The 21,990-nt window shown below is 31.8% G+C and carries 18 protein-coding genes; 11 read left to right on the top strand and 7 right to left on the bottom strand.

Annotation, left to right across the window (positions count from 1 at the left end; all coding sequences use genetic code 11):
• Positions 1–510: OmpA family protein (locus GN138_RS12260; protein WP_157364286.1), on the top strand; the 510-nt coding region annotated here is incomplete at its 5' end.
• A 67-nt stretch (positions 511–577) separates the two neighbouring features.
• Here the strand turns inward: GN138_RS12260 and GN138_RS12255 are convergent.
• Positions 578–1,054, bottom strand: a complete 477-nt coding sequence (locus GN138_RS12255) for a CYTH domain-containing protein (RefSeq protein WP_157364285.1) — start codon at positions 1,052–1,054, stop codon at positions 578–580.
• 33 nt (positions 1,055–1,087) lie between these two features.
• Between GN138_RS12255 and dinB the strand changes: the two genes are divergently transcribed.
• Positions 1,088–2,191 (top strand): DNA polymerase IV, encoded by a 1,104-nt coding sequence (dinB, locus tag GN138_RS12250; protein ID WP_157364284.1) that lies wholly within the window; start codon positions 1,088–1,090, stop codon positions 2,189–2,191.
• 155 nt (positions 2,192–2,346) lie between these two features.
• Here the strand turns inward: dinB and pyk are convergent, their stop codons facing one another.
• The 5 genes from pyk to GN138_RS12225 form a co-directional block, all read right to left on the bottom strand.
• A complete protein-coding gene (gene pyk / locus GN138_RS12245; protein ID WP_157364283.1) occupies positions 2,347–3,786 on the bottom strand; it encodes a pyruvate kinase in 1,440 nt (479 codons plus the stop codon).
• A 4-nt stretch (positions 3,787–3,790) separates the two neighbouring features.
• The gene (locus GN138_RS12240) at positions 3,791–4,270 is read right to left on the bottom strand and encodes an IPExxxVDY family protein (RefSeq protein WP_157364282.1); all 480 of its coding nucleotides are present in this window, start codon (positions 4,268–4,270) and stop codon (positions 3,791–3,793) included.
• 187 nt (positions 4,271–4,457) lie between these two features.
• Positions 4,458–5,198, bottom strand: a complete 741-nt coding sequence (gene rnc, locus GN138_RS12235) for a ribonuclease III (protein WP_157364281.1) — start codon at positions 5,196–5,198, stop codon at positions 4,458–4,460.
• Positions 5,199–5,205: 7 nt separating this feature from the next.
• The gene (gene fabF / locus GN138_RS12230; protein ID WP_157364280.1) at positions 5,206–6,456 is read right to left on the bottom strand and encodes a beta-ketoacyl-ACP synthase II; all 1,251 of its coding nucleotides are present in this window, start codon (positions 6,454–6,456) and stop codon (positions 5,206–5,208) included.
• A gap of 14 nt (positions 6,457–6,470) precedes the next feature.
• Entirely contained in the window at positions 6,471–6,704 is a 234-nt protein-coding gene (locus GN138_RS12225; RefSeq protein ID WP_008269813.1) for an acyl carrier protein, read from the bottom strand.
• Positions 6,705–6,887: 183 nt separating this feature from the next.
• On the opposite strand from GN138_RS12225, the gene purN reads away from it, so the two are divergent.
• From purN to GN138_RS12205, 4 genes are all read left to right on the top strand, one after another.
• Complete coding sequence (purN, locus tag GN138_RS12220; protein ID WP_157364279.1) at positions 6,888–7,451, top strand: phosphoribosylglycinamide formyltransferase; 564 nt, start codon at positions 6,888–6,890, stop codon at positions 7,449–7,451.
• Positions 7,452–7,560: 109 nt separating this feature from the next.
• Positions 7,561–8,202 carry a ribonuclease H1 domain-containing protein gene (locus GN138_RS12215; RefSeq protein WP_157364278.1) on the top strand — a complete coding sequence of 214 codons (642 nt, stop codon included), beginning with the start codon at positions 7,561–7,563 and terminating at the stop codon, positions 8,200–8,202.
• A 79-nt stretch (positions 8,203–8,281) separates the two neighbouring features.
• Positions 8,282–9,208 (top strand): PfkB family carbohydrate kinase, encoded by a 927-nt coding sequence (locus tag GN138_RS12210; protein ID WP_157364277.1) that lies wholly within the window; start codon positions 8,282–8,284, stop codon positions 9,206–9,208.
• 92 nt (positions 9,209–9,300) lie between these two features.
• Positions 9,301–11,199, top strand: coding sequence for an amidophosphoribosyltransferase (locus GN138_RS12205; RefSeq protein WP_157364276.1), 1,899 nt, complete (start codon positions 9,301–9,303; stop codon positions 11,197–11,199).
• Positions 11,200–11,700: 501 nt separating this feature from the next.
• Here GN138_RS12205 and GN138_RS12200 read toward each other — a convergent pair.
• Complete coding sequence (locus tag GN138_RS12200; protein WP_157364275.1) at positions 11,701–12,309, bottom strand: superoxide dismutase; 609 nt, start codon at positions 12,307–12,309, stop codon at positions 11,701–11,703.
• Between the two features lie 115 nt (positions 12,310–12,424).
• On the opposite strand from GN138_RS12200, the gene GN138_RS12195 reads away from it, so the two are divergent.
• The 5 genes from GN138_RS12195 (at position 12,425) to GN138_RS12175 (ending at position 21,972) form a co-directional block, all read left to right on the top strand.
• Positions 12,425–15,556 carry a UvrD-helicase domain-containing protein gene (locus tag GN138_RS12195; protein WP_157364274.1) on the top strand — a complete coding sequence of 1,044 codons (3,132 nt, stop codon included), beginning with the start codon at positions 12,425–12,427 and terminating at the stop codon, positions 15,554–15,556.
• A gap of 41 nt (positions 15,557–15,597) precedes the next feature.
• Positions 15,598–16,791 carry a glycine C-acetyltransferase gene (gene kbl / locus GN138_RS12190; RefSeq protein WP_157364273.1) on the top strand — a complete coding sequence of 398 codons (1,194 nt, stop codon included), beginning with the start codon at positions 15,598–15,600 and terminating at the stop codon, positions 16,789–16,791.
• 123 nt (positions 16,792–16,914) lie between these two features.
• The gene (locus tag GN138_RS12185; RefSeq protein ID WP_157364272.1) at positions 16,915–18,312 is read left to right on the top strand and encodes an OmpA family protein; all 1,398 of its coding nucleotides are present in this window, start codon (positions 16,915–16,917) and stop codon (positions 18,310–18,312) included.
• Positions 18,313–18,373: 61 nt separating this feature from the next.
• On the top strand, positions 18,374–21,133 hold the full coding sequence (locus tag GN138_RS12180; RefSeq protein ID WP_157364271.1) for a PD-(D/E)XK nuclease family protein: 2,760 nt from the start codon (positions 18,374–18,376) through the stop codon (positions 21,131–21,133).
• Positions 21,133–21,972 (top strand): alpha/beta hydrolase family protein, encoded by an 840-nt coding sequence (locus tag GN138_RS12175; protein ID WP_157364270.1) that lies wholly within the window; start codon positions 21,133–21,135, stop codon positions 21,970–21,972. The genes GN138_RS12180 and GN138_RS12175 overlap by 1 nt, the downstream gene beginning before the upstream one ends.
• Positions 21,973–21,990 lie beyond the last annotated feature (18 nt).

The following is a 21,990-nucleotide window of genomic DNA, read 5'->3' as shown; positions in this document are numbered from 1 at the left end:
GAATTTATAGTAGAATGTGATAAAGACACCGAACTAGAAGTAATCAAAGAAGGTTTTGAAAGTAAAAAAGTACCTGTTAAAGGTGTAAATGAAGAAGAAAACAACGTTCAAATTTCTTTAGACCCAATTGAGAAAATTATAGAACATGCACAAGTTGTCTTGGCGCCTATTTACTTTGAGTTTGATAAATCTAATATCACTGCCCAAGGCGCATTTGAATTAGATAAACTAGTACAAGTAATGAACAAATATCCTGAGATGGTAATAAAAGCTACCTCGCATACTGATAGTAGAGGTTCTGAATCTTATAATGCCAATTTAGCTGATAGAAGAGCCAAAACTACCGTACAGTACGTAATCTCTAAAGGTATTGATGAATCTCGTATCTCTGGTGAAGGTAAAGGCGAATCTGAACCTAAAGTAGACTGCTCTAATGGTTGTACTAAAGAACAACATGCTCAAAATAGACGTTCTGAATTTTTAATTGTTACAGATACAGAACAACAATAAAATAGTCTAAACCAATAACTAACTCAAATATTTTTAATTTAAAGCCTATTCACGCACAGAATAGGCTTTATTTTTTCCATAATTTAAAGGGATTCTTACTCAATACAGAATTGTAATACCTAATATCTCCAGTGACTTCCATCCCAAGCCAAGATGGTTTTTCAAATACTTCAGTTTCAGAATTAAGTTCAATTTCAGCTATAATTAAACCAGCATTATCATCATAAAACTCATCTACTTCATAAGTGTGTTTTCCGCATTTTATTTCAAAACGGGTTTTGTTAATTATACCTTCTTCACATAACAATAAAAGATTTTCAGCATCCGATACAGAAATTTCTTTTTCCCACTCAAACCGAGACAAACCATTAGCACTAGACTTTCCTTTTATAGTTAAATATCCTTTATTACCAATAAGCCTAACTCTTACAGTTCGTTCTTTGTGACTACTTAAAAATCCTTGTTTAATATTAAAACTATGTACAGCTTCTAACTTATAGTCATCCGTTTTTACCAAAAATTTACGTTCTATCTCAATCTCCATAATTAAAAGGTATATAATGCCTAAATTTACATTATGCAAAACAATTTGCCAACAAGAAAGATTATTCACGTAGATATGGATGCTTTTTATGCTTCAGTTGCACAAATGGACAACCCTGAACTGAAGGGAAAAGCAATTGCAGTTGGTGGTGCTGGCGCACGTGGCGTTATAAGTGCAGCAAGCTATGAAGCTCGTATGTTTGGTGTAAGGAGTGCTATGTCTGGTCGGTTAGCTATAAAACTCTGTCCAGAACTCATTTTTGTAAAAACAAATTTTGAACGCTACAAGGAAATATCTAAGCAGATACGCAACATATTTTTAGACTATACAGATTTAGTAGAACCGCTATCATTAGATGAAGCCTACTTAGATGTTACTGTAAACAAAATAGGGATGCCTAGCGCTACTTTACTTGCGCAAACCATAAGGACACGGATTTATAATGAAGTGGGCTTAACAGCCTCGGCAGGCATTTCTATTAATAAATTTATCGCTAAAATAGCAAGCGATTATAATAAACCTAACGGACAAAAAACTGTTAACCCAGAAGATGTACTTCAATTTTTAGAAGAATTAGATATTAAAAAATTCTATGGTGTTGGTAAAGTAACTGCAGAGAAGATGTACCAGAGAGGTATTTTTACCGGAAAAGATTTAAAATTAAAGAGCTTAGACTATCTCAATGAACATTTTGGAAAATCTGGATACTTCTATTACCAAGTTGTAAGAGGAATCCATAATAGCGAAGTTAAACCTAACCGCATAAGAAAATCCTTAGCTGCCGAAAGAACGTTTAGCGAAAATCTCTCTTCAGAAATATTTATGCTAGAGAAATTAGAACAAATTGCAGAAGAAGTTTCTAAACGTTTAAACAAAAACAAAGTAGCTGGTAAAACCATTACATTGAAAATAAAATATAGTGACTTTACATTACAAACTAGGAGTAAAACAATACCCTATTTTGTAAGTGAAAAAGCCATAATTTTAGAAACGGCTAAAGATTTATTATACCAGGACACCCTTAGTAATTCCGTTAGATTATTAGGTATATCGCTATCAAATTTAAATACAGACTCAAAAAACACCAAAACAGAAGAGAAAAAAGTAATTAATGTACAACTAAAGTTTGAGTTCTAATTTTAAATAAACATCATTTTAGACTACTGTATAAAAGAAAACAGCACTAAATAGAATAATCTTACTCATTCTTTTTAATGCTGTATTAATAAATTCTTTAAATAATTAAGAACAATTTTTTAATAACTCTATTCTATTAAATCGTTTATTTTAAATTAAAAACTACAACTTTCTATTTCAGAAACACGCAATGTATTAACCATACCTTTATCTTGAATTGGCATTGCCGCTAAACTAATTAACATATCTCCAACTTCTAAATAACCTTTTTTACAAGCTATTGCATTAACATCTTCTATAGTTTCGTCAGTACTTACAAACTTATCATAATAAAATGCTGTTACTCCCCAAAGCAAACTAAGTTGAGTTAAAATTCTTTTATTAGAAGTAAAGACTAAAATATGGGCAGAAGGTCGCCATGCAGAAATTTGAAATGCGGTATAACCACTATTCGTTAGCGTTGAAATAGCTTTAGCATTTATCTCATTAGCCATATTTGCAGCATGAAAGCAAATTGCTTTTGTAATGTAACGTTTTGTGCGAATATGCGGTGGCGATTGTGGCACTTCAATAAGTGGAGAATCTTCAACGCTCTTAATTATATTAGACATTTGGCGAATTACTTGTACAGGGTATTGGCCAACTGAAGTTTCACCAGATAACATTACTGCATCAGCTCCATCCATAACTGAATTAGCTACATCATTTACTTCTGCTCTAGTTGGTGTTAAACTTGTAATCATAGTCTCCATCATTTGGGTTGCAATAATTACAGGAATTCTAGCACGTTTTGCCCTTAACACTAACTGCTTCTGAATTAAAGGAACTTCCTCCGCCGGAATCTCTACACCTAAATCACCGCGTGCTACCATTAAGCCATCACAATACGCAACAATTTTATCTATATTCTCAACAGCTTCTGGTTTTTCTATTTTAGCTATAATCGGAATTTTATGATCGCTATGTTCATTAATTAAACTCTCAAGCTGCATTAAATCTTCTGCATGACGTACAAATGATAACGCAATCCAATCAACTTTTTGCCCAATAGCAAAAATGGCATCTTCAATATCTTTTTCTGTGAGAGCAGGTTGAGAAATATTAGTATTAGGAAGGTTTACCCCTTTTTTAGATTTTAATGGTCCACCTTGTATTACTCTAGCTGTGACTTCCTTCTTTTTATCTGTAGACACAACTTCAAAAATAAGTTTTCCATCATCTAATAAAATTCTTTCTCCTGGTTTTGCATCTTGAGGAAAATTATCATAAGTCATGTACACGCGCTCTTTGGTTCCTTCGAAACGTTCACCTGTAGCAAAAATTATTTCATCACCTTCATTAACAATAACTTCACCTTTCATTACACCAACGCGTAATTTAGGGCCTTGTAAATCTCCTAAAATTGAAGCGTTATAACCAAATTCTTCATTTAGCTCTCTAATCATTTTTATACGCTCTTCAACATCTTTATAATCTGCATGAGAGAAATTTATTCTAAATACATTACAACCTTCCTCTAACATAGATTTTAGAACGGCTTTAGTACTTGTTGCAGGACCTAATGTGGCTACTATTTTTGTTTTCTTATTTGACATAAATTCAAAAAATTAAATGGTCTTTCGACTTAATTTGAAGCGGATCTACCGCATAACTTGTTATTATTTGTGGAATTGCTTGTATTTTACTAAGTACAAGCTTTTCGTTTACATTTTCTATTTCATCAGAGATTTTTAAAAAAAAATCTACTTTTTTATACTCAGTAATTAAATTAAAGGTCTTTAATATTTTCTCTGGTCTATCAAACAAAGTTCCAGTACTAGATAAACTATCTGCTTCCCTTTTACAGACATTAGAAATTAAATTCCATAGTACATATTCAGTTTTATTATTCCATTCAAAAATACTATAAGAAGATTCTAAATATTTAAAATCAATATCTGTGTCTTTACGCTCTAACTTAAGATCTAAATGCTTGTTTAACAAATATGCTAATCTATAATCTTCTAATCTACTATGAATTGCTATTAATTTATAGGCATCATCGTAGAAATCATCTACCTGAAGTTTGTGTAAAGCCATACATTTATAACTCTATTTTTAATTCAATTTCTAAAATCTAATTAAAAGTTTGAACGTTTTACTGGTATATTTCTGTAAATATAGTACAAACTAGCCGTATGTTTATTAAGAATCCGTTAATCTTAACCTATAATATCTACGAAAACGTTATCGTATTATCATTTAAATGAAAAAATAAAAAAATAGCCTATTGAAGCTTAGAAATTTGATTTTGAAAAGCAAAAAAGGCTCGCTTAGATGCTTTTTCTTCCGCCTTTTTCTTTGAAGTGGCTCTTGCTTTTGAAACTACTTTATCGTTAATTGAAAGTTTTACAGAAAAATGTTTTAATTCATCATTTCCTGTATCTTCATATACTTCGTAATTAAAAGTATTTTTTTCTTTTTGGCACCATTCAATAAGTAAACTCTTATAACTAATTACTTTTCCTTCGAGCATTTCAATGTCTACATGAGGATTTATAACACGCTTAAAAATAAATTTTTCACAAGTATTATAACCCTTATCTAAATAAATAGCTCCTACTAAAGCTTCAAAAAGATTACCATGAATATTATCTCCAAAATTAGATGTTGGTATTCTACTCTGTACTAAATCTATTAAATTTAACTCTTGTCCTAATTTATTTAAATGCTCTCTGCTTACTACCTTAGATCTCATTTTAGTGAGGTATCCTTCATCACCATGAGGCACTTTATCAAACAAATATGCCGCAATTACAGAACTAAGCATAGCATCACCTACAAATTCTAAACGTTCATAATTAATAGCATTACCTAACTCGTCCTTTAAATTCATAGAACGATGCGTAAAGGCCTTTATATAAAACGATTTTGCTTTGGGTTTAAAACCCAAAATATCCTTGAGTTGTAAAAAAAAATTCCCGTCTCCTTGAGAACGGGAATTTAATATGTTACGAATGAAGCTCATTCGGGATTTAATCTAATTTTTTGAATAGTACACAAGCGTTATGACCGCCAAATCCAAATGTATTACTCATTGCGACTTTAATTTCACGTTTCTGAGCTTTATTAAGAGTTAAATTTAATTCTGGATCTATGTTTTCATCAACTGTTTCATGGTTAATTGTTGGTGGTATAATACCATGCTCCATAGCTAAGATTGAAGCAATAGCTTCAACTGCTCCAGCAGCACCCAACAAATGACCTGTCATAGATTTTGTTGAATTAATATTTATAGTCTTAGCATGGTCTCCAAATACTTCAGATATAGCTTTCAGCTCGGCAACATCTCCTAATGGAGTTGATGTACCGTGAGTATTAATATGGTCTACGTCTTCAGGATTTAAACCAGCATTTTCTAAACAATTTTTCATTACCGCAACAACACCAATACCATCGGGATGTGGTGCCGTCATATGATATGCATCCGAAGATAAACCGCCACCTACAACTTCTGCATAGATTTTAGCGCCTCTAGCTTTTGCATGTTCGTACTCTTCTAAAACAATTGCTCCTGCCCCTTCACCTAATACAAAACCATCTCGGTTAGCATCAAAAGGTCTAGAAGCCGTTTCTGGGCTATCGTTACGAGTACTCATGGCGTGCATAGCATTAAATCCTCCCATACCTGCTATAGTAACTGCAGCTTCACTTCCGCCTGTAATAATCACATCACAATGACCTAAACGAATAGTGTTTAAGGCATCAATCATTGAATTTGCAGAAGATGCACAAGCAGATACTGTTGTATAATTAGGACCCATAAAACCATATTTTATAGATATGTTTCCTGGAGCTATATCAGCAATCATTTTTGGAATGAAACGTGGACTAAATCTTGGTGTTCCGTCACCAGCAGCATAATTTAACACTTCATCTTGAAATGTTTCTAAACCACCAATACCAGCGCCCCAAATTACACCCACTCTTAATTTATTTACCGCATCTAAGTCAAGTTTTGAGTCTGCAATAGCTTCATCTGAAGCCACCATTGCATACTGTGAAAACTTATCCATCTGACGCGATAATTTCCTATCAATAAAGTCAGTAACCTCAAAGTTTTTTACTTCACAAGCGAATTTCGTCTTGAACTTTTCAGCATCAAAATGTGTTACTGGTGCTGCACCACTTTTACCACTAATAAGAGCATCCCAATATTCATCCTTGGTATTTCCTATTGGTGTAAGTGCACCTAAACCTGTTACTACAACTCGCTTTAATTCCATAAAAAATAAAGTTATTATTTAGCTTCTTCTATGTAAGATATAGCTTGACCTACTGTTGCAATGTTTTCAGCTTGATCATCTGGGATTTGAATATCAAACTCTTTTTCAAACTCCATTATTAATTCTACAGTATCTAATGAATCCGCTCCTAAATCGTTTGTGAAGCTCGCTTCAGTTACAACTTCGTTTTCATCAACACCTAATTTATCTACGATAATCGCTTTTACTCGTGATGCAATGTCTGACATAATTTTTTAATTTTAAGTTTTAATTAGACCGCAAAAATAAAAAACTTTATTTGAATAATCATCTTTACTACTAAAATGTGCTTTTAATTTTATAAAAATAAAGATAAAGTATTCTGTTTTTGCTGCTAATTGTTAATTATTATTCTTTTTTTTGTTTGAATAATCTAAGTAATATACCTGTAAATGAAACGTGTTGTAATTTTTGCGTCCGGAAGTGGCTCTAATGCTGAAAATTTAATTAAGTTTTTTCACAACAGCGATAATGTGTCTGTTATTCAGGTACTAACTAACAATCCTCATGCCAAAGTTTTAGACCGTTGTAAAAAGCTAAATGTTAGCGCTTTGTCATTTAATAGAATAGCGTTTTCTAAATCTAATGACGTCCTCAACATTTTAAAATCTGCAGAACCAGACCTCATTGTACTTGCTGGTTTTTTATGGAAGTTTCCAGAATTTATACTTAAAGAATTTTCTAATATGGTTATAAATATTCATCCTGCATTACTCCCAAAATATGGTGGAAAAGGTATGTTTGGTATGCATGTACATAATGCAGTTGTAGAAAATAATGAGAAAGAAACTGGTATAACTATTCATTATGTAAACGAAAATTATGATGAAGGCGCCATAATATTTCAAGCAAAATGTGAGGTTTTATCTACAGACACTGCAAAAGATGTCGCAGAAAAGATACATTTATTAGAGATGAAGCATTTTCCTTTAATTGTAAATCAACTATTAAAGTAAACGAGAACATTAAGCATAACGAAATTATATTAGTATAAACAGCTAATACATGTTTTAGACGCTTATTTAAAATGATAAATTAAGATTTCTGTTTTCATAAGAAGTGAACATGAGCAAAAAGAAAAAAAAATATTATACCGTTTGGAAAGGTAAGAAAACAGGTGTTTTTGAATCTTGGAATGATTGTAAAAAACAAATTAAAGATTTTCAAGGTGCACAGTATAAATCATTTTCTACACTTGAAGATGCAAAAAAAGCCCTAGAAGGCAACTACTTTGATCATATAGGTAAAAATAAATCCTTTAAAAGTGGACTCTCTGATGCTGAATTAAAAAAAATAGGCCTTCCTAATTACAACTCCATCTCTGTTGATGCTGCCTCTAGTGGAAATCCAGGTATTATGGAATATAGAGGTGTAGACACCAAAACAAAAAAACAACTTTTTCACCAAGGACCTTTTGAGCAAGGCACTAATAACATAGGCGAATTTTTAGCTTTAGTCCATGGTTTGGCGTTTTTAAAAAAACACAATAGTGACCGTATTATGTACACGGATTCTAGAACAGCTATGAGTTGGGTGCGCAAAAAAGCATGTAACTCTAAACTTCCACGTAATGCAAAAAACAAACCTGTATATGATTTGGTGGATCGTGCTGTAGAATGGCTAAAAAATAACACCTATACTACTACAATTCTTAAATGGGAAACTAAAGTTTGGGGTGAAATACCTGCGGATTTTGGCAGGAAATAAATTTTAAACCTATTGTAAAATTCATATTTCACAAGGAATATATTTTATGTAAATTTGCAACTTAATTCAAACTTAGGTAATGAGTAAATTAGTGATGGTTGGTACTGTAGCATTTGATGCTATTGAGACCCCTTTTGGTAAAACCGACAAAATATTAGGTGGTGCAGCAACATATATAGGTTTATCAGCTTCAAATTTCAACATAGATTCAGCAGCAGTTTCTGTTGTAGGTGGAGATTTTCCGCAAGACTATTTAGACCTTTTAAAAAATAAGAATATTGATATTGAAGGTATAGAAATTGTAAAAGATGGTAAAACTTTCTTTTGGAGCGGAAAATATCATAATGACATGAACTCTAGAGACACACTTGTAACAGAGCTTAATGTCTTAGAACACTTTAATCCAATTGTACCTAACAATTATAAAGATGCAGAAGTTGTAATGTTAGGAAACTTACATCCTTTAGTTCAGCAAGGTGTTTTAGACCAAATGACAGTAAAACCTAAACTAACCATCTTAGACACAATGAATTTCTGGATGGACATTGCTTTAGACGATTTACTTTCAGTAATTAAAAATGTTGACGTAATTACCATTAATGACGAAGAAGCAAGACAACTAACAGGGGAATACTCTTTAGTAGTTGCCGCAAGAAAAATCCATGAAATGGGACCTAAATATGTAGTGATTAAAAAAGGAGAACATGGCGCATTGTTGTTTCATAATGAAAATGTTTTCTATGCTCCTGCTCTTCCTTTAGAAGAAGTTTTTGATCCTACGGGTGCAGGTGATACCTTTGCTGGTGGTTTTGCTGGTTATTTAGCAAAAACAGGTGACTTCTCTTTTGAGAACATGAAAACTGCCGTTATTTATGGATCAACATTAGCTTCTTTCTGTGTAGAAAAATTTGGTACAGAGCGCATGCAAAATTTAACGGACAAAGAAATTTATAAACGATTAGACCAATTTAAGAGTCTTACACAGTTTGATATAGAATTAAATTAAAAAAACGCGCTCAAAATTGAGCGCGTTTTTTTATTACATCTCAGCAACAATCGAGATAAAAATATAAAATAAACACTAGCAGATTACACAACATGAGCGATGCTTTAAAACATGAATGCGGAATAGCACTCATTAGACTTTTAAAACCTTTAGAATACTATAAAGAAAAATACGGAAGTGCTTTTTATGGCGTAAATAAAATGTACTTAATGATGGAAAAACAGCACAACCGTGGGCAAGATGGTGCTGGTTTTGCTAGTATTAAACTAGATGTAGAACCTGGTGAACGTTACATAAGCCGTGTTAGATCTATCGCACAGCAACCTATCCAAGATATTTTTGCTCAAATTAACCAAAGAATAAACAACAAATTACTAAGTAACCCTGAGTACAATGATGATGTTCAATTACAAAAAAAGCACATACCGTATGTTGGAGAATTGCTTTTAGGACACGTTCGTTATGGTACTTTTGGAAAAAATAGTGTAGAAAGTGTTCATCCGTTTTTAAGACAAAATAACTGGATGCATAGAAACCTTATTGTTGCAGGTAATTTTAACATGACCAATGTTAACGAGTTATTTGATAACCTTATACAATTAGGGCAACATCCTAAAGAAAAAGCAGATACCATTACTGTAATGGAAAAAATTGGTCATTTTTTAGATGATGCTGTGTCTAAAATATATAAAGATTTAAAAAAAGAAGGTTACAGTAAAAATGAGTGTTCTCCTTTAATTGCAGAACGCCTAAAAGTTGGTAAAATTTTAAAACGAGCTGCAAAAAACTGGGATGGTGGTTATGCCATGGCAGGTTTACTTGGGCATGGTGACTCTTTTGTTTTAAGAGACCCTTCTGGTATAAGACCAGCTTATTATTATAAAGATGATGAAATTGTTGTAGTAGCATCAGAAAGACCTGTTATACAAACGGTGTTTAATGTACCATTTGAATCGGTTAAAGAATTAGATCCTGGCCACGCTATTATAACCAAAAAATCTGGTGTAACACAAATTAAAAAAATATTAGATCCTTTAGAGCGAAAAGCCTGCTCATTTGAGCGTATTTACTTCTCTCGCGGTAGTGATGCAGAAATCTACCAAGAACGTAAAATGTTAGGTCGTTTATTAATGCCTAAAGTGCTTAAGGCTATTGATAATGACACTCAAAATACTGTTTTCTCTTATATTCCTAATACAGCAGAAACGTCGTTTTTTGGAATGATAGAAAGTGTAGAAGAACATTTAAATGAAAAGAAAACAAAATCTATACTTGCTGGTGGTGGTAAACTTTCAGCAGAACGTGTTACCGAAATTTTATCAGAATTTCCACGTATAGAAAAAATAGCAATAAAAGATGTTAAATTAAGAACTTTTATTACTGAAGATAGCAGTAGAGATGATTTAGTAGCCCACGTTTATGACGTAACTTATGGTGTTATTAAACCTGCTGATAACCTTGTAATTATTGATGATAGTATTGTTAGAGGCACAACCCTTAAGAAAAGTATCATTAAAATGATGGATAGATTAAACCCTAAGAAAATAGTAGTGGTTTCTTCTGCTCCTCAAATACGCTATCCAGATTGTTATGGTATAGATATGGCAAATTTAGAATCTTTAATTGCATTTAGAGCTACTTTAGAATTGTTAAAAGATAATAATCAATACCACATCATTGATGATGTTTATAAAAAATGTATTAAACAAGTTAATCTAAAAGATGTAGAGGTTGTTAACCACGTTAAGGAAGTATATGACAATTTTAGTGACGAACAAATTTCAGATAAAATAGCAGAATTACTAGGTGGAGAATCTATAAATGCCGAAGTTAAAATTATTTTTCAACCTGTTGGTAACTTACACAAAGCGTGTCCTAAAAACTTAGGAGATTGGTATTTTACAGGAAATTATCCTACACCTGGAGGTAACAGAGTTGTCAACAGAGCGTTCATTAATTTTTACGAAGGAAATAAAGAGCGCGCTTATTAAATAGTTTTATTTTTTGCATTTAATCCTTAAAAACATACATTTTAACCTAAATATATGCATTTCATCCTATGTTTGCGTTCATTTTAACAAATAAAATATACCTTGGTATCACCATAACATAAGTAGGTTAAGTTCATGGTAGATTTGGGGCAAAAAAAGGTGAACATCGTTCACCTTTTTTTATTAACATATTTTAAACTTTACATAACCTATTTAAACTCATAGATTCCTTATATTTATTAGATATTTGTATATATACAAGTTAGTTTCCACGCTTAGACTAATATATAGGTCGTTTGTCCAAAAAATTAAAAACGAATATAATCACCACTTATATTTGAGATACCATAACATAAGTAGGTTAAGTTTATGGTAGATTTGGGGCAAAAAGGGTGAACATCTGTTCATCCTTTTTCATGTCTAATTCTTAAATAAAAAACTACAAAGCATAAAAAAACCGAGGCTTAAAAAGACTCGGTTTTTTTACTTTATAAAATTTACTTACTTTGCTTCAGCGTAACGTCTCTCAACTTCGTTCCAATTAATTACATTAAAGAAAGCTTCAATATAATCTGGTCTTCTGTTTTGATAATTTAAATAATAAGCATGCTCCCAAACATCTAAACCTAAGATTGGTGTACCTTCACAAGTAACACCTGGCATTAATGGATTATCTTGGTTTGGTGTAGAACAAACTTCTACTTTACCACCTTTATGTACACATAACCAAGCCCAACCAGAACCAAATTGTGTCGCTGCTGCTTTAGAAAAAGCATCCTTAAAGGCATCAAAAGAACCAAACTCAGCTTCAATAGCATCCTTTAACTCACCTGATAAACGTCCTTTACCTTCCGGATTCATAACCTCCCAAAATAATGAGTGATTATAGAAACCACCACCATTATTTCTAACAGCACCATTACTCATATCTAGATTACCAAGTATATCTTCAATAGATTTTCCTTCTAAATCTGTTCCTTCAATTGCTGCGTTTAATTTTGTAGTATAGCCATTATGATGTTTTGTATGGTGAATCTCCATTGTACGAGCGTCAATGTTTGGTTCTAAAGCATCATAAGCATATTTTAATTTCGGTAATTCGAAAGCCATAATATTTTTGTTTTTAGTTAGTGAAATAATTCATTGTTCCCAAATTTACAATTTTGGTTGGTAATTTTTCATAATAAACTATTAAGATTGCTTATTTTGGTATAAAAATTATCTCTTGCAAAATTCAGCCTTCAAAATATACAACGCTTCTGCAGGTAGTGGAAAAACATTTACGTTAGCAAAAGCCTACCTTAAAATACTTGTTAAATCTAAAAGTTACGACCAATTTAAATCTATATTAGCCATAACATTTACCAACAAAGCTGTTGGTGAAATGAAAGAACGTATTATAAATATGTTGCAATCTTTCTCTTTGGAACGTAGTTTAAAAGAACCACATCCAATGTTTACAGCTATTTGCGAAGAGTTAGATATTAAACCAGAAATTCTTCATAACAAATCCAAACATATATTAAAACACATTATTCATAATTATGGTGCATTTGATATTTCTACCATTGATGGATTTACACACAGAGTAATTAGAACTTTTGCACACGATTTAAAATTACCTGTAAATTTTGAAGTTGAATTAGACCAAGAACGCTTATTAAACGAAGCTGTTGATAGCCTAATAGGCAAAGCTGGTAGCGATAAAGCTTTAACCAAAGTCTTAGTAGATTTTTCCATAGAAAAAGCCGACGACGATAAAAGCTGGGATATCAGTTTTGATTTTAATAAAATCGCAAAATTATTAGTTAATGAGAACGACCTTTCTGCTGTTAATACCTTAAAAGAAAAAACACTAGACGATTTTAAAATTTTAAAAGAACAATTAGGTAAAGAAAGTATATTAATAGAAACTAAAATTGAGAACATCTCTAATTCTGCATTAACTTTAATTGAAGAATCTGGCTTACAATTCAATGATTTTAATAGAAGTTCACTTCCTAAACATTTTCAAAAATTAGCCCAAAAACAGTTTAGCGTAAATTTTGATTCTAATTGGCAAAATGATTTAGTAAACGGTAACACGCTTTATCCAAAACGTGTTTCTGAAGTTATTGCATCAACCATAGAAAATATTCAACCGCAATTAGCAGCATATTTTATAGATTCTAAAACAGCATATTTTAATTTAAAATTAAAAAAAGGACTCTATAAAAACATAACACCTCTTTCGGTTTTAAATGCAATAAAAAACGAATTACAAGTTTTAAAAGCGGACCAAAATAAAATGTTGATTTCAGAATTCAACACTATTATTAGTGAAGAAATAAAACACCAACCAACACCTTTTATTTACGAACGTTTAGGTGAAAAATTTAAACATTATTTTATTGATGAGTTTCAAGACACATCACAAATGCAATGGGAAAACTTGGTACCCTTATTAGAAAATGCCCTTTCTGCTGCTAATGGTGATACTATGTTGGTTGGCGATGCTAAACAGGCTATTTACAGATGGCGAGGTGGTGAAGCAGAACAATTTATAAACCTTTATAATAAAACAGAAAATCCATTTCAAATTGAAGCCGAAGTGCTTCCTCTAGAGACCAATTACAGAAGCGCTACATCTATTATTGAGTTCAATAATTCGTTTTTTGAATTTATAAGCGAAACCGCTTTTAGTAATATTGCTTATGCTGAGCTCTTTAAAAAAGCAAAACAAAAAACACATAATACTGCAGAAGGCTATGTAAATCTAAACTTTTTATACATTGAAAAAGATGAAAACCTCAATGAAAAATATGCTATTGAAGTACTCAAAACTATAAAACAATGCCTAGATAATGGCTTTCCTTTAGATGATATTTGCGTTTTGGTTAGAAAACGAAAAGAAGGTGTTGCCATTGCTAAATATCTCAACGAAAATGGTATAAAAATTACCTCCTCTGAAACCTTACTTTTAAAGAACTCTAACAAAGTAAATTTTATTAACTCGTTTTTAAAATTACTTGTTCAACCCAATAACGATAGTTTAAAAGTTGAAGTGTTATCCTATTTGGCAGATGCAATTAAAGCTAAAGATAAACATTTATTTTTTAAAACGTATCTAAAACAAAATTTAGATGACATGTTTTTAGAATTAAATAATCTAGAAATTCACATCGATAAAAATCAGTGCCTGCAATTACCACTTTACGAATTGGTAGAACATGTGATAAGGCTGTTTAAATTGAATGACACTTCAGACGCGTATCTTCAATTTTATTTAGATGTTGTTTTAGAATATACACAAAAACAAAATTCAGATTTAACAGGTTTTATAAATTATTTTGAAAAAAAAGCGGATAGCTTAAGTGTGGTTACACCAGAAAACTTGAACGCTGTTGAGATAATGACCATTCATAAGGCTAAAGGGCTAGAGTTTCCTATTGTAATATTTCCATTTGCTGACCTCAATATTTATAGAGAAATAGAACCAAAAGAGTGGTATCCGGTTAATCCCGAAGATTATAATGGTTTTAGCACTTTACTTCTAAGTTACAGCAAGGATATTGAGCATTTTGGTGCCGTTGGTAATCAAATTTTCACAAAACATCAATCGCAATTAGAGTTAGATAACATGAATCTACTTTATGTAGTTTTAACCAGAGCCGTTGAGCAATTGTATATAATATCTAAAAAAGATTTTGATTCAAAAGGTAACGTTAATAAAAATAGTTATGCCGGTAAATTCATTAATTTTCTCATTAAAGAAAATAAGTGGAATGAAAATCAACTGAATTACAGTTATGGTACTATAAAACCTAACGAGAATGATAAAGAAACCAAATCAACAACAAGTTCCCTAAAATTAATTTCAGTACCAAAAGAAGACCATAATTTAAAGATTATTACCAAATCTGGATTGCTTTGGGATACACAACAAGAGGTTGCAATAGAACGCGGTAACTTGGTACATTTAATTTTATCTAAAATAGAAATTATTGAAGACGTAGATTCTGCCTTTACAGATTTATTATTTTCTGGTGATATAACAAAAAGTAATAGTGAAACTCTGAAAGTTTTAGTTTTAAAAGTTTTACAACATCCTAAATTAGAAAGTTATTATAAAGACGATTTTAAAATTTATAACGAACGTGATATTATTACAAATTCTGGTGAGCTTTTAAGACCAGACCGTTTAAATATTAATTCAGATAACGAAGCTATAATAATAGATTATAAAACAGGTGAACCTAAAGAATCTCATGCATTTCAGCTTAACAAATACGAAACTGTATTAAATGAAATGAAACTTAAAGTTACGCACAAATTATTGGTTTATATAAATGATACAGTTGAAGTTCTCGAAGTCTGATTATTCATAGTACCTTTGCAAAACAATCAAAAATTACTACCATGTACGGAACTATAAAAAACCATTTACAACAAGAAATAGAAGCTATAAAAGACGCAGGTCTTTTTAAAGAAGAACGCATTATTACCTCGCCACAAGGGGCCGAAATCACTTTAAATACAGGACAGAAAGTTTTAAACTTTTGTGCTAATAATTATTTAGGTTTATCATCGCATCCAGATGTTATTCAAGCAGCAAAAGACACTATGGATACGCATGGTTTTGGGATGTCTTCAGTACGTTTTATTTGCGGTACTCAAGATATCCATAAAGAACTTGAACAAAAAATAGCCGATTTCTACGGAACAGAAGATACCATTTTATACGCCGCAGCTTTTGATGCAAATGGTGGCGTTTTTGAACCTTTATTAACTAAAGAAGATGCCATAATTTCAGACTCTTTAAATCACGCTTCTATTATAGATGGTGTAAGATTATGTAAAGCAGCAAGATATCGTTACCAAAATAATGATATGGCAGATTTAGAAACACAGCTAATTGAAGCTAATGCCAATGGTGCACGCTTTAAGATTATTGTTACTGACGGTGTTTTTTCCATGGATGGTTTAGTAGCACCATTAGATAAAATATGTGATTTAGCGGATAAATATGATGCAATGGTTATGATAGATGAATGTCATGCCACAGGATTTATTGGCGAAACAGGTATTGGAACTCTTGAAGAAAAAGGCGTTTTAGGAAGAATTGACATTATTACCGGAACATTAGGAAAAGCAATGGGTGGCGCAATGGGTGGCTACACCACTGCAAAAAAAGAAATAATTGAACTATTGCGTCAACGTTCTCGTCCTTATTTATTTTCAAACTCTTTAGCACCAGCGATTGTAGGAGCTTCAATAAAAGTGTTTGATATGTTAAAGAATGATACTACATTAAGAGATAAAGTAGATTGGAATACAAAATATTTCAAAAAAGGAATGAAAGACGCTGGTTTTGATATTATAGATGGAGATTCTGCCATAGTGCCAGTAATGCTGTATGATGCTAAGTTATCTCAAAATATGGCGAATATGCTGTTAGAAGAAGAAATCTATGTTATTGGATTCTTTTATCCGGTTGTACCAAAAGAAAAAGCGAGAATTAGAGTACAACTCTCTGCAGCTCATACTAAAGAACAGTTAGACAAAGCTATTGCAGCATTTATTAAAGTAGGGCAAATTCTAAACGTTATTTAAAACGGTTACAAACTCTCTGTTTTAAAGCCTTACAGTAATAATTTTACGCATTTTACTTTGTTAATAAAATTTAACAACTTACTTTTGTCTTTAATTAACACTTAAAATTAAATAATTAAGAATATGAAAAATCTTAGCAGATTATTTTTTGTTGCAGTACTTGTCGCAAGTTTTAGCGCATCTAATGCTCAAGACAAAAACAATCCTTGGGCTATTAGTATAGGAGCCAATGCGGTTGACTATTACCCAGTAGGAGAAGATACACCTCAAGGTGATTATTTTGATGAATACTTTAACGTAGATGATCACTGGAATATTCTTCCATCTTTATCTACAATTTCAGTTTCTAGATATCTTTCTGATGGTTTTACCTTTACAGCTACAGGTTCATTAAATAAAATTGAAAAATTTGGATCTAATGTTGATGCTACAACTGGAGCAGAGACAACAAATTCTGTTGACGACTTATCTTATTATGGTCTTGACGGTAGAGTTTCTTACAGCTTAATGGAAGTTATTAATTCTAAAGTAATTGAGCCGTACGTAGGTGTTGGTGGTGGTTACACTTGGTTAGATGACTCAGGTGCAGGTACATTAAATGGAACATTAGGTTTCAATATCTGGGCTGGAGAACAAGTTGGTCTTAACTTACAATCTACATATAAGCATGCCTTTGAAAATTCAACTAGAAAACATTTCCAACATTCTGTAGGTATTACTTTCAAATTTGGTGGTACTGATACAGATGGTGATGGTATCTACGATCAAGATGATGCTTGTCCTGAAGAAGCTGGATTAGAAATCTTTAATGGTTGTCCAGATTCTGATAACGATGGTATCCAAGATTCTAAAGATGATTGTCCTAACACTGCAGGTTTAGCTGAATTTAACGGTTGTCCTGATACTGATGGTGACGGTGTAGTAGATAAAGATGATAACTGTCCTACTGTAGCTGGTTTAAAAACTTTAGCTGGTTGTCCAGATGCTGATGGTGACGGTGTTGCTGATGGTGATGATAAATGTCCTGGTGAAGCAGGTCCTGCTGCAAACAACGGATGTCCTTGGCCAGATACTGATGGTGATGGTATTTTAGACAAAGATGATAAGTGTCCTAGCGAAGCTGGTACAGCTGCAAACAATGGTTGTCCAGAAGTTAAGCCAACTGAGGAGGTTATGAAAACCTTAAACGAATATGCAAGAACAATCTTATTCCAGTCTGGTAAAGCTAGTTTCCAAAAATCAACTGATCAAGTGTTACAAGCAATGACAGCTATCTTAAAAGAATATCCTAATGCAGATTTCTCTATCGAAGGTCACACTGATAGCCAAGGCCCTGCATCTAGTAACCAAGCGTTATCTGAAAGAAGAGCAAACGCGGTTAGAGATTATTTAATTTCTAATGGTATTGCTGCTGAAAGATTAACATCAACTGGTTTTGGTGAGTCTAATCCAATTGCTAACAATAAAACAGCAGCTGGTAGAAAAGAAAACAGACGTGTAGAAGTGAAGTTGAAAAACTAATCACATCTAAAATATATTTTAAAAACGCTCCGAAATTCGGAGCGTTTTTTATTTTTATAAAATGATACCTTTTATAAAAACTGTACTGCAAGATTTACACATTAAAAACTTAAATTTTGAAGAGTTACATTTTATCTTGCCTAGTAAAAGAGCCGGTGTTTTTCTTAAGCACCACCTTTCTACATTAATTGACCAACCTATATTTACGCCACATATTCTAAGTATAGAAGAATTTGTTGAAGAAATTTCTGGTTTACAGAACATACCAAATACAGATTTACTCTTTCGTCTTTACGAAACGTATAAACAACTTACACAAGATACCGAACAAGAAACATTTGAATCTTTCTCTAAATGGGCTCAAATCCTATTGCAAGATTTTAATGAGATTGACCGTTACCTTATTCCACAAGAACATATTTTTGATTACCTAAATGCAATAAAAGAACTAAACCATTGGTCTTTAGAAACAAACCCAACAGAACTTGTTGCTAATCATTTAAAGTTCTGGAAACAGCTTAAAACATACTATTCTGTATTTACAAAAAACTTGATTGAATCTAAACAAGCCTATCAAGGACTAATTTATAGAGAAGCAGCTAATAACTTAGAATCTTACATAAAAAATAACAATAATAAAACACATGTGTTTCTTGGGTTTAATGCCTTAAACACGGCAGAATCTCAAATTATTCAAGGATTATTACAAAACAAAACAGCTCACATCTATTGGGATATTGATAAAGCTTTTATTGATGATAATATACATGACGCAGGATGGTTTACAAGACAACATAGAAAGCAATGGGACTACTTTACTACTAAACCATTTAATTGGGTTACATCTCATTATTCTAAAACAAAAAACATACAAGCCATAGGTATTCCTAAACTTGTAGGCCAAGCAAAATATATTGGTCAAATCTTAGAAGAATTAACTCAAAACGAAACCAATTTATCAAAAATAGCAGTTGTACTTGGCGAAGAACAACTTTTATTACCTGTACTAAATTCTATACCAAAAGATATTACCAAACTTAATGTAACAATGGGTTTAGCCTTGCAATTTGTTCCCTTAGCTTCCCTTTTTGAGCTCTTGTTTGCCACACATAAAAATAACCCAAAGCACTTCTATTTTAAAGATGTCATAAATATATTATCTCACCCTATGATATATTCACTTTTTGAAACTGAAGAGAAAAATATCTCAAGTGCAATCGTTTCCTATATTCAAAAAAATAATTTAGTTTACCTAACCGCTTCAGACCTCAAGCAAATAGAAACTTTACACCTTGACATAATAGACTTACTTTTTGAATCTTGGAATAACAACCCTAAAATTGCTTTACAACAATGTACGGACCTCATTTTTAAAATGAAGAGTAATCTAGACACAGATAAAGTAAAACATAGCCTAGAACTTGAATTTTTATACCGCTTTAATATATTATTCAATCAACTAACAGAATTAAACAACAATTACCAATACCTCAATTCTATTACAGCCTTACAAGCTATATATAAAGAATTATTAAGTTCAGAAACCGTTGATTTTAAAGGGGAACCACTAGAAGGGCTTCAAATTATGGGAATGTTAGAGTCTCGAGTTTTAGATTTTGAAACTGTAATTATAAGCTCTGTAAATGAAGGCATTTTACCATCTGGTAAAACGAATAATTCTTTTATACCTTTTGATGTTAAAATTGAAAACAACCTACCAACCTTTAAAGACAAAGATGCCGTTTACACATATCACTTCTACCGACTACTACAACGCGCAAAAAACGTTTATATTCTCTATAATACAGAATTAGACGCACTAAAAGGTGGTGAAAAAAGTAGATTTATTACGCAACTCGATATTGAAGGTATTCATAACGTTCAGCATAAAATAGTGTCACCAGAAGTACCAACTATAGCACAAAATTTGCAAGAAATTATTAAAACAGCATCTGTTACAGAGCAGCTAAAAGTTTTGTCTAACAAAGGCTATTCTCCTTCTTCACTTACCAATTATATACGTAATCCTATAGATTTTTACTACGATAAAGTATTAGGGATAAAAGAATTTGAAGAAGTGGAAGAAAACATTGCTGCTAATACTTTGGGATCAGTGATTCATAATTCATTAGAAGATTTTTACAAACCACTTGAGGGTACTTTGCTTACCTTAGAACATCTTAAAATGTTTAAAAGTAAAGTAAAGGAAATGGTTACAAAGCATTTTGAAACACTTTATAATAAAGGTGGTTTTTCTAACGGAAAAAATCTTATCATTTTTGAAATCGCCCAACGTTACATCACTAATTTTCTAAACCAAGAAATTGAAAGTATTAAACAAGGTAACGAAATAAAAATCCTATCTATTGAAGCCGATGAATATATAGACATTAAAATCGACGGTTTAGATTTTCCAATTAAACTAAAAGGAAAAGTAGATAGAGTGGATAGCTTTAATGGACTTACAAGAGTTATAGATTATAAATCTGGCAAAGTAACTCAAAATAAAGTAGAAGTCGTAGACTGGGAAGATTTAATTACAGACTATGATAAATACAGTAAATCTTTTCAAGTGTTGTGCTATGCCTATATGATGAAACAACAAAACCGAATTGAATTACCAATTGAAGCTGGTATTATTTCCTTTAAAAATTTAAATGAAGGCTTCCTGAAATTTGGTAAAAAAGCATCAACAAATTCACGATCTAAAGACCAACTTATCACTCAAGAGACTTTAAATAATTTTGAAATTGAACTTAAAAAACTAATTACTGAAATCTGTAATCCTGAGATAAATTTCATTGAAAAAGAACTCGACTAATGAAAATTGATAAAAACATAATCCTAACTAGAGATAACAAAAAACCCATATTAATTGATGCTTTTTATACAAAAGACCTAGAAAATCAACCTATTGTTATTTTTTGTCACGGCTATAAAGGATTTAAAGATTGGGGAAGTTGGAATCTTATGTCTCGGGCTTTTGCAAAAGCCGGATTCTGTTTTATAAAATTCAACTTTTCTCATAATGGAGGCACAATAGAAAACCCTATTGATTTCCCTGACCTAGAAGCTTTTGGCAATAATAACTACACCAAAGAATTAGATGATTTAGATGCCGTTATAACCTGGACTCAAGATTATTTTAAACCCAACTCTAATATCAATACTAAAAATATTTCATTAATTGGTCATAGTCGTGGTGGTGGAATTACCATCATAAAAGCTTCAGAAGATGATAGAATTTCAAAACTTATCACGTTGGCAAGTGTGAGTGATTTTGGCAGTCGTTCCTCTACTACTGGAAATTTAGAGGAATGGAAAGCAACAGGTGTTAAATACGTTTTAAACGGAAGAACAAAACAACAAATGCCTCATTTCTATCAATTTTTTGAAGATTTTAAAGCGAATGAAGAACGCCTTCATATAGAATCTGCAGAGAAACGTTTAAAAATTCCGCATTTAATTATTCATGGTTCAAACGATACTTCTGTTAAAATAAGTGAAGCTGAAGCATTACATCTATGGAATCCTAAGAGTTTATATAACATTATTGAAAATGCAGACCATGTTTTTAATACCAAACATCCTTGGGATAAAGAAGAGCTTTCTCAAGAATTAAAATTAGTTGTTAAAAGTGCTATTCGGTTTTTAGAATAGCACTTAAAGTTAAAACAT

Source organism: Winogradskyella endarachnes (genome assembly GCF_009741275.1).
GTDB lineage: Bacteria > Bacteroidota > Bacteroidia > Flavobacteriales > Flavobacteriaceae > Winogradskyella > Winogradskyella endarachnes.
Note: the sequence above shows the minus strand (reverse complement) of the source record. Positions and strands in the feature narration are given on the sequence as shown.